Source organism: Gemmata palustris (genome assembly GCF_017939745.1).
GTDB lineage: Bacteria > Planctomycetota > Planctomycetia > Gemmatales > Gemmataceae > Gemmata > Gemmata palustris.
The window spans coordinates 7873380-7891071 of record NZ_JAGKQQ010000001.1; the positions used below are offsets into that span (position 1 = coordinate 7873380).

General features: G+C 67.4%; 12 protein-coding genes. All 12 read left to right on the forward strand.

The features are described from left to right. The first annotated feature begins 46 nt into the window (after positions 1-46). Complete coding sequence (gene rpmJ, locus J8F10_RS32790; RefSeq protein ID WP_052556838.1) at positions 47-160, forward strand: 50S ribosomal protein L36; 114 nt, start codon at positions 47-49, stop codon at positions 158-160. 107 nt (positions 161-267) lie between these two features. After that, positions 268-651, forward strand: a complete 384-nt coding sequence (gene rpsM / locus J8F10_RS32795; protein ID WP_210661009.1) for a 30S ribosomal protein S13 — start codon at positions 268-270, stop codon at positions 649-651. Between the two features lie 126 nt (positions 652-777). Beyond that, positions 778-1158, forward strand: coding sequence for a 30S ribosomal protein S11 (rpsK, locus tag J8F10_RS32800; protein ID WP_210661011.1), 381 nt, complete (start codon positions 778-780; stop codon positions 1156-1158). A gap of 196 nt (positions 1159-1354) precedes the next feature. Beyond that, positions 1355-1993, forward strand: coding sequence for a 30S ribosomal protein S4 (rpsD, locus tag J8F10_RS32805; protein WP_210661013.1), 639 nt, complete (start codon positions 1355-1357; stop codon positions 1991-1993). A 221-nt stretch (positions 1994-2214) separates the two neighbouring features. Then, entirely contained in the window at positions 2215-3225 is a 1011-nt protein-coding gene (locus J8F10_RS32810; protein ID WP_210661015.1) for a DNA-directed RNA polymerase subunit alpha, read from the forward strand. 152 nt (positions 3226-3377) lie between these two features. Continuing rightward, complete coding sequence (rplQ, locus tag J8F10_RS32815) at positions 3378-3953, forward strand: 50S ribosomal protein L17 (RefSeq protein WP_210661017.1); 576 nt, start codon at positions 3378-3380, stop codon at positions 3951-3953. 148 nt (positions 3954-4101) lie between these two features. Next, positions 4102-6468, forward strand: a complete 2367-nt coding sequence (locus J8F10_RS32820; protein ID WP_210661019.1) for a tetratricopeptide repeat protein — start codon at positions 4102-4104, stop codon at positions 6466-6468. 9 nt (positions 6469-6477) lie between these two features. Beyond that, positions 6478-7320, forward strand: a complete 843-nt coding sequence (locus J8F10_RS32825; RefSeq protein ID WP_210661021.1) for a TIGR02996 domain-containing protein — start codon at positions 6478-6480, stop codon at positions 7318-7320. Positions 7321-7617: 297 nt separating this feature from the next. Further along, positions 7618-8283 (forward strand): DNA alkylation repair protein, encoded by a 666-nt coding sequence (locus tag J8F10_RS32830; protein ID WP_210661023.1) that lies wholly within the window; start codon positions 7618-7620, stop codon positions 8281-8283. Between the two features lie 159 nt (positions 8284-8442). Further along, the gene (locus tag J8F10_RS32835; RefSeq protein WP_210661025.1) at positions 8443-9261 is read left to right on the forward strand and encodes a CPBP family intramembrane glutamic endopeptidase; all 819 of its coding nucleotides are present in this window, start codon (positions 8443-8445) and stop codon (positions 9259-9261) included. Positions 9262-9526: 265 nt separating this feature from the next. Next, entirely contained in the window at positions 9527-11182 is a 1656-nt protein-coding gene (locus J8F10_RS32840) for a PfaD family polyunsaturated fatty acid/polyketide biosynthesis protein (protein WP_210661028.1), read from the forward strand. Between the two features lie 27 nt (positions 11183-11209). Beyond that, positions 11210-17635, forward strand: coding sequence for a type I polyketide synthase (locus tag J8F10_RS32845; protein WP_210661030.1), 6426 nt, complete (start codon positions 11210-11212; stop codon positions 17633-17635). The last annotated feature ends 57 nt before the right edge of the window (positions 17636-17692 follow it).

Here is a 17692-nt window from a genome sequence, read left to right on the forward strand (position 1 = left end):
TTGGAGGTTTACCGGATATGCGGCTTTTTTGGACTTTGGGTGCCCCATGAAGGTGCGAGCCAGCGTGCGACGGATCTGCGATAAGTGCAAGCTGATTAAGCGCAAGGGCGTTGTCCGCGTGATCTGCGAAGACCCGCGCCACAAGCAACGGCAGGGCTGATCGAGAGCTTTCGTCAAGCCAACTGTAGCCCGCATTTGGTTTTTGGTGGAAGCGAATCCGGCGGCCGAACAGTCACAAACTGAAAACTCGAACACTGAAAACTACCTATGCCCCGTATTCAAGGCGTTGACATTCCGCCGGACAAGCCGACCCACATCTCGCTGCGGTACATCCGCGGGATCGGGCCGACCACTTCGTTGGAAGTGTGCGAGAAGCTCAAGATCGACCCGCAGCGGCGGGCCAAAGAGTTGAACGACAAAGAGATCGCCGAGATCGCCGTGCTGCTCGACAAGGAGTACCTGGTCGAGGGGCCGCTCCGCCGCGTCGAGGGCGGGAACATCGCGCGGCTCAAGGAAATCAAGTGCTACCGCGGCGAACGGCACCGTAAGAACCTGCCGGTCCGCGGTCAGCGCTCCAAGACGAACGCTCGTACCCGCAAGGGTATCCGCAAGACGGTCGCCGGTAAGAAGGGCGTCAAGGACGCGCGGTAACGGAGCACGAGTGGTCGGTGTGCGTGTACGTGCGAAGGCCCTCACGGCCGGGCGCGATCCGCGAACACCTGGCCCTTCTCCACTTGTGGTTTTCACTCGCACTCACACTGACCACTCACACTACAGATGGCAAAGTCCAAGAAGAAAAAGGCCCGCCGCAACGTCAGCCGCGGCGTCGCCCACGTGCAGAGCACGTTCAACAACACGATCATCACCATCACCGACACGAACGGCGACACGCTGTGCCATTCGTCGGGCGGTGCGGTCGGGTTCAAGGGCAGCCGTAAGAGCACGCCGTTCGCGGCGCAGCGGGCCGCCGAAGAGTGCGCGTCCAAGGCGTCCAAGTTCGGCGTCAAGGAAGTTGAAGTGCGGGTCAAGGGGCCGGGCGCGGGCCGCGAATCGGCCGTGACCGCGCTCCAGGCGTCCGGGCTCAACGTCAAGGCGATCGAAGACGTCACCCCGCTCCCGCACAACGGTTGCCGCCCGCCCAAAAAGCGCCGCGTGTAATCTTCGTCGTTACCGAGTTCGTGGTCATTGGTCCTTCGTGGATAGCGCGGGACCACTGACCACGTCTGTTATTAGTGTTCCGTGTTTCGACGCTGGGGTTCGCCACGGAATCGATAGCGGGCGATGGGCCGGTACCGAATGACCGTCGCCGTTAATCGGCGACTTTGACCCCTGTCTCTGACCCTGATTTCTGACTATGGCTCGTAACACAGACCCCGTTTGCAAAATGTGTCGGCGGGAACAGATGAAACTGTTCCTCAAGGGCGACCGGTGCTTCAGCCCGAAGTGTCCGATCGACCGCGAATCGCTGCCGCCGGGTATGCACGGCGCCCGCCGGAGCAAGACCTCCGAGTACGGCATCCGGCTCCGCGAGAAGCAGAAGCTCAAGCGGTTCTACGGCGTGCTCGAGGCCCAGTTCCGCCGGTACTACACGCTCGCGACGCGGGCCACGGGGAACACCGGCGAACAGTTGCTCTCGATTCTGGAGCGCCGGCTCGATAACGTCGTCCACCGGCTCGGGTTCGCGATCAACCGCAACTCCGGCCGCCAGATGGTCGCCCACGGGCACATCCTGGTGAACGGTGTGAAGTGCGACATCCCCAGCATGCTGGTGAAGCCCGGCGACATCATCAAGGTGAAGTCCCGCGACGGCAGCCTGAAGATGGCCCGCGAGACGCTCGCGAAGGGCGCGGTTCGCATCCCGGACTTCCTCGAACTGACCGGCAACCAGGACGCCCCCGAGGGGCGCATGACCCGCACGCCCAGCCGCCAGGACGTGGACGAGCGGATCACCGACATCCGCGAGCAACTCATCATCGAAATCGCCACGCGCTAATTCGCGGGCCGAGTTCACCGCAGAGGGCACGAGAGGGCGCGGAGAAGAGACCAGAGATGTAATTCTTCTCCGCGCCCTCTCGTGCCCTCTGCGGTGAATCCTGTTTTGTTTTCGCCTTCCGGTCGCGACCACCGGTTTTGTTTCGACGGTTCGCCGTTTGGTTCGCCCCTCTCTTCGGTCGCGGAGCGGGGCGGAAAGCCGACGGCAAGGGAGAACGGACCATGCGCGTTCGCTGGCGCGGATTAGAACTGCCGAGTCGGGTCCAGGCCGACCGTTCCACTCTCACCGACGTCTACGGGAAATTCCACGCCGAGCCCTTCGAGAAGGGGTTCGGGATGACGCTCGGCAACAGCCTCCGGCGCATCCTCCTCTCGAGCCTCGAGGGGAGCGCGATCACCCGGGTAAAGATCCAGGGTGTGCAGCACGAGATCTCGACCATCACCGGCGTGGTGGAGGACGTGACGGACATCATCCTGAACGTCAAAAGCCTCGTGGTCAAGAACCTCTCGGACCAGCCGAAGACGATCCGCATTCAGAAGCACGAGGCCGGCTCGGTGCGCGGCGTGGACGTGCAGCACGACGAGTCGATCCAGATCATCAACCCCGAGCACCACATCGCGACGCTGACGAGCGACGTGCCGTTCGTGATGGAGATGACCGTCGAGAACGGGCGCGGGTACCGCACCGCCGAGGACAACGCCGGTAAGGAGCGCGAGGTCGGCGTGATCCCGGTCGATTCGAGCTTCTCGCCGGTCGTCCGCGTGAAGTACGACATCGAAGAGACCCGCGTCGGTCAGAAGACGAACTACGACCGGCTCGTGATGGAGATCTGGACCAACGGCACGCTCGCCCCGCAGATGGCGGTGGTCGAGGCCGCGAAGATCCTCCGCAAGCACCTGAACCCGTTCGTCCAGTACACGGAGCCGGGGCCGGAGCTGCAACTCGACGAGGGCCCGATCGAGATCGGCGGCAACACGTCCGTCGCGGACGCCGCGAACGCGGAACTCGATCGCAAGTTGAACATGAGCCTCGCCGAACTCGATCTTTCGGTACGGGCGACGAACTGCTTGGAGACCGAGGGCATCCAGACCGTCCGCGACCTGGTGATCCGGTCGCCGGAGGAACTGCTCGAGGTCCGCAACTTCGGCGAAACGACGCTGCGCGAAGTGAAGTCCAAGCTCGAAGAACGCGGTCTGGCGCTCGGGATGCGTATCCCGCCGCGCCGCGGTTGATCCATCGCGCGGCACGTGCCGCGCTGATTCGGGACCGGGGAACAGCGGCCGGACAGTTCCGGTCGCTGTTTCGTCACCTCCACCTTCCTTGGCACGGGGTGGGGTTCTTGCACGCGGTTCCTGTTTTTTAACCCCCCAACTGAGGGAATGCCATGCGCCACCGTAAGCGCGGTCGTCACCTGAACCGCACCGCTTCGCACCGCCGGAGCCTGTTCCGCAACTTGACCCGCGCGCTCATCACGCACGAGAAGATCGTCACCACGGTTCCGAAGGCCAAGGAACTGCGCCCGATCGTCGAGAAGATCATCACCCTCGCCAAGAAAGCGAACGCGGTCACCGCGGCCGCGTCGGGCAAGGGGGACGCCGAAGAGAAGACGGCCCGGGTCCAGGCCCTGCACTACCGCCGCCAAGCGATGGCGCTGCTCGGGCCGACCCACGGCACCGGCATCTGGGACAAGAAGGACGAGAGCACCGGCGACACGGTGCTGAAGAAGCTGTTCCGCGAGATCGGGCCGCGCTACGCGGACCGTCCGGGCGGGTACACGCGCATCCTCAAGCAGCACTACCGGCGCCTCGGCGACGCCAGCCCAACGGCGGTCATCGAACTGCTGAAGGCCGGCGAGAAGAAGGTGCAACAGAAGGCCAAGCAGCCGGTCGCGCCCGCGGCCCCGGCGCCCGTCGCACCGGAACCGGCTCCGGTCGCGCCCGAGACCCCGGCCGCGAACTGATCCGCACCGCGTTCGGCCCCGTTCGTGGGGCGAATAACCACACCCGACCCCCGCATTTTGCGGGGGTTTGTTCGTTTCTGTTTGCTCGTTCGTGCGGAATCGGGTCCAATTTACTCACCACCTGTTCGGCCGGACACGAGGCGGATTTATGAGCAAGCGCGTCGTCGCGGCGCTAATTATCGTTGCGTCCCTGTTCTGCGCGGCCGGTTTCATCGGCCTCATCGTGCTGATGAAGACCGCGGGCGAGCGCCGGGACGCGCGCCGCGCCGAAGAACAGGCCCGGGAGCGCGCCGAGGTCGGCCGGGAACTCGCGCGCGAGCGCGAGACCGGGCGCGCGGAGGCCGCGGCCGCGTTCGCCGACCCGCAGGCGCCCGCGCCGGCCGAGGCGCGCGAGTTCGCAGCCGTGTTGGACGACCTCGGCCGCGCGCTCCAGAAGGACGACGGGGCGGTGATGGCGCTAACCTTCGACGCCGACCGCCTGTTCGACGAGCTGCGTCGGAGCGGTGCGTTCGATCGGGCGGCGCCCGCGCGGGGCGGTCCGCCCGATCGGTCCGAGTTCGTCCGTTCGTTCCGCGAGAAGGCAACGAAGACCGTGTTCCCCCCGTCTTTCCGCTGGCAGCACGCGGACGTGCGCCACGTGCGCTGGTCCGCCGACCGCAACGAAGCGGTCGCGATTGCCACCCACACGAACGATTCGGAGCTGATGGGGCGCGCGAAAATTAAGGTGCGCTGGTGGTTCGTCCGCGGGGCCGCCGGGTGGCAGGTGTACGACTTCGAGGAACTGAAGCAGGGGCCGCGGCTGAGTGCCTTCACGGGGGCGCTGTTCGCGGGCGAAGCGGCCGGGCGTCTGCCCGCGGTCCGAGCGGCCCAGGACGCGGCGATCGCGTTGTCCCGATACGATCTCGAGGGCGCGGAGGACGCGCTGGCCGAGTGCCGCAACGTTGAGCTCCCGGCCCCGGTCGCCACGGGGGTGTGCGTGACCGAAGCCATGTTGCGCATCCGGCGCGGGGACCCGGCCGCGGCTCACGAATTCATCGACCGGGCGACACAATTGTCGCCCGGTATGCCGATCCTGGAGCACCTCCGCGCGACCTGCTTCCTTGCAACGGGCGAGCACGAAAATGCGCTCGTGGCACTCGACGCTTACGCCGCTCAACTCGGGGCCGACGAGGAGGCGGAAGTGCTCCGCGGACGTGCCCTGGAGGGCCTGAAGCGGCTCCCGGAGGCCAAGGCCGCGTACCGTCGGGCACACGACCTCGACCCAGACGACGTCGAGTCGCTGATCGCTCTCCGTCGGGTTCTGTCGACCGGAGAACTGAAGGAGCTCGGGGCGCGCCTGGCGCGGGCGTCGAACCCGCGAAGGGCCTACGACAGAGTTTTACAGGGCGAGCCCAACGAGGCCGCCGATGACGTGCTGCTCGACGCGCTGCGGACGGCCCGGCCCGACGACCCGCGCGGGCTGGCGGACGACATTCGCCGCAAGGTGAAGACTAAAAAATTCGACGACGCCAAAAAACTGCTGGCGCACGGCTTGAAGGTCGTCGCTCCCAAGGAGCGACCGGAGGTACTCAGTTCGTACCTGTTCGCGATGGACGGGCCAAAAGAGCTCCTCGGGGCCTACGCGAGCGTTCCCACTGAGTACGTATCCGAGGCATTCCGCACGTGGGCCTTGGGACTCGACGACGAGGAGTCTAACCGCGAGGGCGGGGCACCGACCGGTGCCCTCGTGCGGCTGAAGGAACTCGTCGCGGCCCACCGGACGCGCGTACCGAACGACCCGTGGGGCTGGTTCTACCAGGGGGTGATCCTTCAGTACGAGAAACAGTACGACAAGGCGGCCGAAGCGTTCGCCACCGGCGGCGCGCGATTGCCGAAAGCCAAAGTCGATGACCCCGACGGACCGGACGGACTTGCGGACGACGCGAGCCAGTTCCGCGGGCGCCGGGTCGAGTGCCTGTTCCAAGCGAAGAAGGGCCTCGAGGCTTACGAAAAGGTCGAGCCGACGGCGGACGTGTTTCAGCAGCTCGCACGCCTGTACGATCAGGGCGAAGACTTCGACGGGCTCGCCGCGCTCCTCGCCGCGCACCGCAAACGCACCCCGAATGATCCGCAAACCGTGTACTGGCAGGGGCACTTGAGCTTCCGCAAACGGGACTACGCGGCCGCAACGGTGCTGTTCAAGAAGTTCCTGCTAGATAACGATGAGAAGACACAAAACCGGTGGATGGCGCGCGACGAGTACGTTCGTGCCACGTTGCGCACGAAGCCGGCGGATGCGGCGAAGTTGTTGGCCGACTTCGAGGAGCCGGTGGCCCCCGCGCTCCGCGCCGCGATCGCAGCGGCCACGAGCGACCGTCCCGAACTGGAGCGCCTGCTCGTGGAGGCGACCAAGCGGGGCGGGAAGTTGTGGTTCTATTCGGACGAGGACTTCCGCCGCGCCTTCAACCAGGAACCGTGGAGCGACCTGCGGAGAAAGTACCCCGACCCGAACCCGCCGCCCAAAGTCGATGACTAGAGTGACGCCGTGAGCGACGAAGAGGCGCTACTGGCCGCAATTTCCGCGCACCCGGACGAGGACACCCCGCGCCTCGCGTTCGCCGATTGGCTCGACGAAAACGACCGGGGCATTCGCGCGGAATTCATCCGCATCCAGTGCGCACTGACGCAACTCGGGAACCGCTCGCCGGAAGAGAAGTGGAAGCTCTCGGCCCGGCAGCGGTACCTCCTCGAGAACCACAGGCGCGACATCCTCGGCCCGCTCGGGGCCGACCTCACGATCTTCAACGTCACATTCGACCGCGGGTTCGCAGCGGAACTGAACATCACGGATCTGTTGTTCCTTCAACGCGCGACAGCCATCGGCGAGTTGCGCCCCGCGCCGAGAATTCACGTCCACACCGCGAGCGCGGCCAAGTTCGTGAAGCTGCTCCACTGCCCCGAGATGGGGCTGGTTGTTGAGTTCATTGCCACGTGCGAGGTCGGCGCGCGCGGGGCGCACCAACTCGCGACGTGTTCGCACCTCACGCGCCTGGAGGTGCTCACCTTCGTGCCGCCGAACACCGCCATCGGGAATTCGGGCCTGCGAGCACTCGCGTATAGCGACACTCTGCTCGCCCTAATCGACCTGAACATACACAGGAACGAAATTAGTGATGAAGGCGTCGGGCGCCTGGTCGCGTCCCCGCTCTGGCGCCGGCTCCGGCGGCTCGATCTGTCGTACAACGCGCTCACCGACGCGAGCGCCGATTACTTCGCGAACGCCCCCGCGAGTGCGATCGAGCGCCTGGACCTTCGGGGCGTGAATTTCAGCGCGGCTCTGCGCCGGCGCTTGGTGCAGACGTTCGGTGACCGCATCGAGTTACTTTGAAGCCCTCCGCGATTTCATCCCGGGCTATTCCCGGTGGTCCTCCTAACACAGCTCCCAGCAAATGCGGACGTGGTATTGCGGGAGGCGTGGGGATAGACCGGGCGGGCTAACACGTCAGGCCGGGGCGAAACGACCGAGTCGCGGGTTCCAGGGCGGTTGGAGGGGAAAGGAGTTGCGGGGAGCGGGGCGGGGGCGGTACCCTGCGCGTGAGGCCGACCGGCGGGCTCGCGGAATCATGGATTATCCCGCTCGAGAGGCCCCGCACTCTCAGCCGGGCTCCCCGTGGAATCACGACCCATGACCCTCAATGAAACTCTCGAGCAGCTCAAAGTGCTCGGCAACGCGACGACGCGGGCGCACAACACCAAGTACGGTGCGGGCGGCAATCAGTTCGGCGTCAAGCTCGGAGACATTCGCGCGCTGGCGAAGAAGATCAAGACCAACCACGAGCTGGCCACGTCCCTCTGGGAGACGGGTAACGTCGACGCCCAGCTCCTGGCGACCCTCCTGCTCAAACCCAAGACGCTGTCGGCCCAAGAGGTGGATCGGCTGGTGCGGTCCGTCACCTTTGCGCACGCGGCGGACTGGTTCAATTCCTATGTCGTCAAGCAGCACCCCGACAAGGAGGCTCTGCGCCGGGAATGGATGGCCGCGGACGACCGCTGGGCCGCACGTGCCGGATGGAGTCTCACCGCGGAGCGGGTTGTGAAGAGTCCCGGGGGGCTCGATCTCGCAGCGCTGCTGGATCGCATCGAGTCCGAAATGGGCCGTGCCGATCCCGTGGTGCAGTGGACGATGAACAGCACTCTTGCGGAAATCGGAATCCACTTCCCAAAACTCCGCAAGCGGGCTCTCTCCATTGGAGAGACATTGGGAATCTATCGCGACTATCCTTGTTCCAAAGGATGCACATCGCCATTTGCCCCGATCTGGATCAACGAAATGGTGCGGCGCCAAGGTTGAGCGAGTACCGCCGGATTGCGAGATAACCAAGCGTCGCACCTGACCGGGCCGGCGTCGCGTTCGTTCCAACCGGCCCGGCAGGTGAACGCAGTCGTTCGGCGGCACCGGGGTAGCTCTCCGGAGTTGGATGTTTGGTTCCAGACAGCCAGCGGGGTGCCGATGGCCACGCCTCTCGACCTGCTCTACGTGGCCCTGTTCGCGGCCGCCGTGCCGCTGTACGACTACGTCGTCTCCTGGCCCGCGTTCCGCCGCCGGTTGCAAACTGACCCAACCCGAGCGAAGACGCGGTTCTGGGCGATGTCGATCGGTTGGATCTGGGCGCTGGTCGCGATCGGGTCCGCGCTCTGGCTGTCCAACGACCGATCCTGGGCGGCGCTCGGATTCTCAGTGCCCGGCGGCTGGCGGTTGTGGGCGTCCGTCGCTTTGGTCCAGTTGCTGGTGACTTATGTCGCTCTGACGATCGTAACGGTCGCGCGCGACCCTGCGGCAAGGGCGAGCGTGCGGGAACAGATCGGAAAACTCACCGCCGCCACCATGCCGCGGACGCGGGCGGAACTGTACTGGTTCGGCGGTGTGGCGCTGACCGCGGGGTTCTGTGAAGAGTTCCTGTTTCGCGGATACTTCATCTGGGTCTTCGCGCCGTGGATCGGCTGGTGGGGTGCTGCGGCGGTGTCTGTTCTGGTCTTCGCGGGGCTGCACGCTTATCAGGGATGGAGCGGCGTCCTGCGTGTCGGAATCCTCGGGGTGTTCTTCACACTGGTCGTGGCGATTTTCAACTCCCTTTGGCCGGCGATCGCGCTGCACGCCCTTGTAGACCTCCACGGCGGGATTCTCGCGTGGCTGGCGCTGCGCGGGGAGCCGGCAAACGGTGGCGAGGAGGAAGGCGCAAAGCAACCGGAACCGCAATCGGCGCCGGGTATTGAATCGGATCCACTTCGGTCCGAACCAGGCGCGGCAGCAGACCGCGGGGGCACGTAGCGCTTCTGCGAATCAGGGCTCCGCGCCCTGCGACTGCCGAGATTGTTCGTTTGTCCCGCTCAATCCCACCAGCCGGTATCACTTCCACATTTGGCGGGGGGCATGTAGGACCGCAAAACCAATCAATTCATTCCCGTCTTGAACTCGAGGGATTTCCCCGGTTCGGGGAGTTCCGTGCCACCCCCGGCCACTGTTCGCGGCGCGCGAAAAGCTATATGCCATAACGTGTATCGCCTCAAGCACCCGTGACGCGCACGACTACGCGATGACCCATTCGGCCGGCACTCTCGGCAGCCCGCCCGCGCTCGGACATTGGACTCCGACCAGCGCGCCCCCATCCGGTACGCCCGACGCGGTCCGAAACGCGATCAGCGACCTGCACTCACCGGTCGTGGTCGTTCGCACCGGCACCGGTTTCGCGGTCGCGCGGGGCGGTTCGGCCTCCCTCGGGGCGCAACCGGGCGCAAAAGACGGCTACCCCATCGCGGCGTACCTTCCGCCGCTGCCGCCCGAACACCTCGGCGACCCCGCGTTCCTGCGGGACCAGTCGCTCCGCTACCCGTACATGACCGGGGCGATGGCCAACGGCATCGCGTCCGCCGAGATCGTGGAAGCGATGGGCCGGGCCGGGATGCTCGGTAGCTTCGGGGCCGCCGGGCAGTCGCTCGAACGCATTACCGTGGCGATCGACCGGTTGAAGGCCAATCTCGGTACTCTGCCGTACTGCATCAACCTGATTCACAGCCCGAACGAACCGGCCCACGAGATGGCCACGGCCGAGCTGCTGCTGAAAAAGGGCGCGCCGCTCGTCGAGGCCAGTGCGTACCTCGACCTCACGCCCGCGATCGTCCGGTACCGCGCGGCCGGGTTCCGGGCCAACGCGACCGGGGCCACGGTCCCGACGAACCGGGTCATTGCGAAGATTTCGCGCGTCGAGGTCGCAACGAAGTTCCTCTCGCCGCCGCCCGAGAAAATCCTCCGCGAATTGGTCTCCGCCGGGCACATCACCGAGCAGCAGGCGGCGCTCGCGGCCAAGTTCCCGGTCGCGGACGACGTGACCGTGGAGGCCGATTCCGGCGGGCACACGGACAACCGCCCGGCGATCACGCTATTGCCCACAATTCTAGCACTCCGCGATCGGCTCCAGGCGCAGTTCCAGTACGAGAACCCTCCGCGCGTAGGATTAGCTGGGGGCATCGCGACGCCCGCGAGCGTGGCCGGTGCGTTCGCGATGGGCGCGGCCTTCGTCGTCACCGGGAGTGTGAACCAGGCGTGCGTCGAATCGGGCAGTTCCGACCCGGTGCGAAAAATGCTCGCCGAGGCCGGGCAAGCCGACGTGATTATGGCCCCCGCCGCGGACATGTTCGAGATGGGCGTGAAGCTCCAGGTGCTCAAGCGCGGCACGATGTTCGCAATGCGGGCGCAAAAGCTGTTCGATTTGTACCGCGGGTACACCAGTTGGGAAGCGATCCCGGAGGCCGAGCGCGTCCAGGTTGAGAAGACGCACTTCCGCGCCGCGTTCCCGGACGTGTGGGCCCTGACTCGCGAATTTTGGGCCAAGCGCGAACCCGGACAGTTACAGCGGGCCGAAGCGGACCCGCGCCACCGCATGGCGCTGGTGTTCCGCTGGTACCTGGGCCTGTCGAGCCGGTGGGCGAACGCGGGCGAGCCCGGGCGCCAGGTGGACTACCAGGTGTGGTGCGGGCCGGCGATGGGCGCGTTCAACGAGTGGGCGAAGGGCTCGCACCTGGAAGATCCGAAGAACCGGACCGTGGTCGGGGTCGCGCTGAACTTGCTGTACGGGGCCTGCGTCGTGACCCGGCGCGCGGCGCTGCGGCAGCAGGGCGTGAATTTGCCGGACGAGTGCTTCCCGCTGGCCCCGCTCGCCACGGACGAGGTGGCCGGGCGGCTCCGCGCTTAACGTTTCACGCCCGAAGACAGAGACACGATGACACGAACTGCCGACGCACAACCCGATACGTCCCGCCCGAAGCGCGAAACGCGGTTCGAGCCGCTCGCGATCGTCGGCCTCGGGTGCCTGTTCCCGAAGGCCGCCGGGCCGGGGTTCTTCTGGGCGAACGTGAAGCACGGGGTGGACGGCATCAGCGAGGTGCCGGCCACGCACTGGAACCCGGCCGAGTATTTTGACGCGGACCCCAAAGCGCCGGACATGACTTACGCGCGCCGCGGCGGGTTCCTCTCCGCGGTCGAGTTCAATCCGCTCGAGTTCGGCATCGCCCCGCGCGACATCGAAGCCACCGATACTACACAACTCCTGGGCCTCGTCGCCGCGAAGCAAGCACTCGTGGACGCGGGCGTGCGCTTCGCCGATGCGAAGCCCTCCGCACTCAACGGCAAGCACCAAAACCGCCCCGTCGTGGACCGTAACCGCGTCTCGGTCATCCTCGGGGTGACGGGCACGCTGGAACTCGTGATCCCGCTCGGCGCGCGGCTCGGCCACCCGAAGTGGAAACAGGCGATGCGTGATGCGGGCATCCCGGCGGACCTCGCCGACGACGCCGCTGCTCGTATCGCCGAGAGTTACGTCCCCTGGCAGGAGAACAGCTTCCCGGGCCTGCTCGGGAACGTGGTCGCGGGGCGCATCGCGAACAAGCTCGACCTCGGCGGCACGAACTGCGTCGTCGACGCCGCGTGCGCCAGTTCGCTGTCCGCGGTCCACCTCGCCGCGCTGGAACTGCAGGCCGGGCGCTGCGACGTGGCCGTCACCGGCGGGTGCGACACGTTCAACGACATCTTCATGTACATGTGCTTCAGCAAGACCCCGGCGCTGTCGCCGACGGGGGACGCGAAGCCCTTCGCCGAAGACGGTGACGGCACCATTCTCGGTGAAGGTTTGGGTATGGTCGTGCTGAAGCGCCTCGCGGACGCGGAGCGCGACGGCGACACGATCTATGCGGTCATGAAGGGCGTCGGGTCGTCGAGCGACGGCAAGGGCAACGCGATCTACGCCCCGAGCGCCGCCGGGCAGAAGAAGGCGCTGCTCACCGCATACGACCTCGCGGGGGTGGCGCCGGACACCATCGAACTGGTCGAAGCGCACGGCACCGGCACGAAGGTCGGCGACACGGTCGAGATCACCGCGCTGACGGACGTGTACACGACGAGCGCCCGTACCGTGGGGGCGCCGAAGCCCCGCCCGTGGGCCGCGATCGGGTCCGTGAAGTCGCAGATCGGGCACACGAAAGCGGCGGCGGGGGCGGCGTCGCTCATCAAGGCGGCGCTGGCGGTGTACTTCAAGGTGCTGCCGCCGACGCTGAAGGTCACGCGCCCGGTCGATCCGCTGCTCACGGCCGATACGCCCTTCTACGTGAACGCCGAGATGCGACCGTGGTTGCCGCGTGCCGAGCACCCGCGGCGCGCGGCGCTGTCCGCGTTCGGGTTCGGCGGGAGCAACTTCCACGCGGTACTCGAAGAACACCGCGCGGAGAAGTTCGAGCCGGACTGGGACGGTTCGGTCGAAATCGTGGCCCTCGGCGCGAGCACCACGCGGGCACTGGTCGAAGAAATCGATCGCTTGTCGTCGCAGGCGGGCGGTTCTTCCGCCTGGAGCGCATTCGCGCGGGCGGCCGAAGTTTCACGTGCGTCGTTCGACCCCGCGAGCGCGTGCCGGTTGTGCTTTGCGGTTCACCGCACGCTCACCGACCTGCCGAAGTTGCTCGCGAGCGCCAAGGCGCGTCTCGTCGCCGAACCCGATGCGACGAGCTGGCACACCCCGGACGGCGCGCACTTCGGGCGCGGGGCCGCGCCGGGCAAACTTGCGGTGCTGTTCCCGGGGCAGGGCTCACAGTCCGTCGGGATGCTCCGCGATCTCGCGTGCCTGCTGCCGGAATCGCTCGACGCGCTCGCGTCCGCGAACGAAGTCGTCACCGCGTTGACGCACGAAGCGACCAACTCGCGCCGGTTGAGCGATTACATCTACCCGCCGACCACGTTCAGCGCGGAGCGTAAGAAGGACAACGATCGCGACCTCCGCGACACGCGGAATGCGCAGCCCGCCATTGGCGCGGTGAGCTTCGGCGCCTGGCGCGCACTCGCGGACCGCTTCGGCGTGGTGGCCGATGCCTTCGCGGGTCACAGTTACGGCGAACTCGTTGCTCTTGCCGCGGCCGGGCGGCTCGGCGCACGCGACCTGTTCACGCTCTCCGGCGTGCGCGGGCAACTCATGGCGAGTCACCGGGCCGGTGATCCGGGCTCGATGCTGGCCGTCCTCGCGCCGCTCGCGGATATCGAAACGGCGCTCGCGCGTGAAAAGCTCGACGTGGTCGTGGCGAACCGCAACGCGCCGAAGCAGAACGTGCTTTCGGGCTCGACGGCCCACATTGAGCGTGCTGCCAAGTTGCTGGCCGATGCCGGGATGAAGGCGACGCGGTTGCCGGTCGCGGCGGCGTTCCACTCGGCGCTCGTTGCAGACGCCGCGGGGCCGTTCCGGGCCGCGCTCGATAACGTTTCGCTCGCGGCCGGCGCGGTTCCGGTTTACGCGAACACGACCGCCGATGCCTACCCCGCCGACGAGCGCGCGGCGAAGGACTTGCTCGCGAACCAGCTCGCGCGCCCGGTCGCGTTCGTGGAACAGATCCGCGCGATGACCGCGGCCGGCGTTCGGACCTTCGTCGAGGTCGGCCCCGGTTCGGTGCTCACACGCTTGGTCGAAGCGATCCTGGCCGATGCGCCGGTCGCGGGGGCCACCGCTTTCGCGCTTGATGCTTCTGGCGGCAAGCGCCCGGGGGCGCTCGATTTGGGCAACGTCCTGGCGCGGATCGCGGCCACCGGGCACGCGGTCGCGCTCGCGGCCTGGGAGCGGGAGAGCCGCTGCCGCCCGCCCGCGCCGCCGACCGGCAAGCCGGGCCTTACTGTGAGCGTGTGCGGGGCGAACTCGGTGACCCCGCGCGAGAAGCGCCCGGCCCGCCCCCAACAACATCTGTCCTCCGCGAACGGGAACGGCAAGCCGCACGCCAACGGTCCCGCACTCGCAATTCCGACACGGCCGAAGGGTTCTGTAATGTCCGACGCCGCTTCCGGCCCGACCGACCCGAACGCGCTAGCCCAAGCGCTCTTCATGACGCAGCAGAGTCTGGCCGCGCTCCAGCGGATGCAGGAGCAGACGGCTTCGCTCCACAAGCAGTTTTTAGAATCGCAGGAGACGGCCCAGCGCACGCTGCAGACGCTCGTGGACCAGCAACAGACGCTGCTGCTCACGGGCCTCGGTGCGGGCGCGCCGATCACCTCGGCTCCGGTCGCGTTCACGCTTCCGGCCGCCCCGCCACCGGCGCCCGCGCTTCCGCCGGTAGCACCGCCGCCCGCTGCCCGGCCCGCACCGCCCGCGACGACCATTCTCCCGGCGTCGGCCCTTCCGAAAGAGGCGTTCGCGCCGCTGCCGCCGCGTGCGTCCAAGCCGTCGGTTCTTCCGCCCGCGCCGCAACCGGCTCCCGTGCCACAACCGAAGATCGTTGCCGCACCACCCGCGCCGGCCGCGAGCACGCAAGCTCGGGACAAGATCGCATCGACGTTGTTGTCGGTGGTGTCGGAGAAGACGGGTTACCCGGCGGACAGTCTGGACCTGTCGATGTCGTTGGACGCGGACCTGGGTGTGGACTCGATCAAGCGGGTGGAGATCCTGTCGGCGCTGCAGGAGCGTTTGCCGGAGGCCCCGGCGGTGAAGCCCGAGCACCTGGGTGCGCTGCACACGCTCAAGGACGTGGCCGACTTCCTCGCCGGGCCGCAAGCGCCGGCCACGGCCAAAATCTCGCTCCTTGATGTGAGCAGCACGTTATCCGTGGGAAAAGCTGAAGCGGGCACGGTACCGGCCCCCGTGTCCGCGCAAACTCCCGCCAAGGCCCCCGACCTGACCGACACGCGGCCGAGTGGGGTCGCCGGGGGCGCTCCGCGATCGGTCCCGGCCGCTCCGGGGGAGGGTCATCGCCAACCGATCACGTCGGTTAACACCGATCGCATCGAGCGCAGCGTCCCAAAGGTCGTCGACCTCGATGTGAGCACCCCGCGTGCGCGGCTCCCGCTTCCTGCGGCGAGCGAGTTCTGGGTCGTGGGCGCGGCCGATGCGCTGACGGGCGCCGTAGCGGAGCGCCTGCGTGCGGCCGGGTTCCGCCCCCAAACCTTTGGCTGGGCCGATGCGCCGGGCACGCAGACACTGCCCAAGGGATTGGGCGGGCTGGTGCTGCTCGCGCCCGTCGCACCGGGACCGGATTCGGGCTTCAACCGCCGGGCGTTCGACTGGCTCAAGGCCGCCGCGAGCAAGTTGCGACAAGCGGGACGCGCGGGCGGCGCGGTGTTCGCCACCGTCGCGCGCCTGGACGGTGCGTTTGGTCTTGCGGACCTGTCCCCGGACGCCGACCCGACCGCCGGCGGACTCGCCGGGATCGCCAAAACCGCGCGCCACGAGTGGCCGGAAGTGAGCTGCCGGGCGCTGGACCTCTCGCCGGCCGTCACCGACACCGGCGCCGCGGCCGCTGCGGTCGTTGATGAAGTGCTGTCCGTTGGTCCGCCGGAAGTCGGCATCGCGCCCACGCACCGCTGCACGATCGAGTTGGCCCGTGCCGCACGTCGATCGAGCGGCCAGCTCATCAACCTCGGTTCGCGCGACGTGATCTTGGTTACGGGGGGCGCCCGCGGGGTGACCGCCGAAGTGTCCGTCGCACTGGCCGAGACCTACTGCCCGACACTGATCCTGACCGGGCGCACGCCGACCCCGACGCCGGAACCGGAATACCTCGCGGGGGTGACCGCCGAACCGGAGATGAAGAAGGCGATCGCGACCGCACTGGGGGTGGATGGGAACCCGCGCACGGTCGGCGAACTGTACAAGAAAGTGGTCGCGCAGCGCGAGGTGCGCAACACGATCGAGCGCGTCCAACAAGCCGGGGCGAAGGTCGCGTACTTCCCGGTGGACATCACCGATGGTCGTGCAGTAGCCGACATGTTGCACCAGGTGCGAGTCAAGTTCGGTCCGGTGTCCGCGCTCGTTCACGGGGCCGGGGTGCTGGCCGACAAGCGCATCGAGGACCTCACCGGCGAGGGCTTCGACCACGTCTACGCCACCAAGGTGGACGGGCTGCGCACGCTGCTCGACCTCCTGGGCCACGACGAACTGAAGGCGCTCGTGCTGTTCAGCTCCACGACGGCCCGGCTCGGGCGCGTGGGGCAACTGGCTTACGCCTGTGCGAACGAGGTGCTGAACAAGACGGCCCAGGTGGAGGCCCGCCGGCGCCCCGGCGCCCGCGTGTCGGCGATCAACTGGGGCCCGTGGGACGGCGGGATGGTCACGCCGGGGTTGCGGAAGATGTTCGAGTCCGAAGGCGTGGGCACGATCCCGCTGATCGAGGGCGCGACCTTCTTGGTTCAGGAACTGAACGCCGCGGGCCGCGCGGTGGAAGTGGTCGCACTGGTCAAAGGAACGGGGCGCGCGACGGCCCCGCACACGCCGCTGCCGATTCCCCCCGCCGCGCCCGTGATGTCCCCGCCCAACCCGCTCCCGTCGGCCGACATGACGGTCGCGTTCGAGCGCGCGGTGGACGTCGCGACGCACCCGATCCTCAAGTCGCACGTCCTCGACGGGCTCGCGGTGCTTCCCGTGGCTCTTCACCTGGAGTGGCTCGCCCACGCCGCCCTACACGGCAACCCCGGGTTCCAGTTCCACGGGTTCAACGATTTGCGCGTCACCAGCGGCGTGAAGGTGGAGGCCGGTGCGCCGGTGGCCGTTCGTGCCCTGGCGGGTAAGGCCACGAAGCAGGACAAGTTGCTCGTTGTGCCGGTGGAGCTGCGCGGGAAGAAGAAGGACGGGCGCGATGTGATTTACTCGCGGGCCGAGATCGTGCTCGCGTCCGGGCTGCCCAAGCCGCCGCCCGCGGACCGCCCGCCGGCCGTTGCGCCGGTGCCCTACGACAAGGCCCGCGCGTACCGCGAGTTCCTGTTCCACGGCCAGGACCTGCAGGGCATCGCGCAACTCACCGGGCGCTCGGAGAAGGCGTTCGTGGGCACGTCGTACCCCGCGCCCGCGCCGGCCGACTGGTTCGAGTTCCCGCTCCGCTCCGGCTGGGTCGCCGACCCGCTGGTGCTCGACGTCGCGTTCCAGATGATGATCCTCTGGACCCAGGGCGCGCACGACTCCGCGTCGCTCCCGAGCTTCGTCGGGCGGTACCGGCAGTTCCGCAAGACCTACCCCGCGGACCCGGTCACGATCGTCGTCCGCGTCACGCGCGACGACGCCCGGTTCGCGCGAGCGGACATTGACTTCCTCGCCGCGGACGGTCAGGTGGTCGCCCAGATGCAGGACTACGAGTGCGTCATGGAGCCGTCGCTCAACGCCTCGTTCCGCAAGAACCAACTCGCCTTGAAGTAGTCACGAGTCGTAAGGTCGAAGGTCGTAAAGTCGAGGCCCCATCGGTTCCTTGGTTTT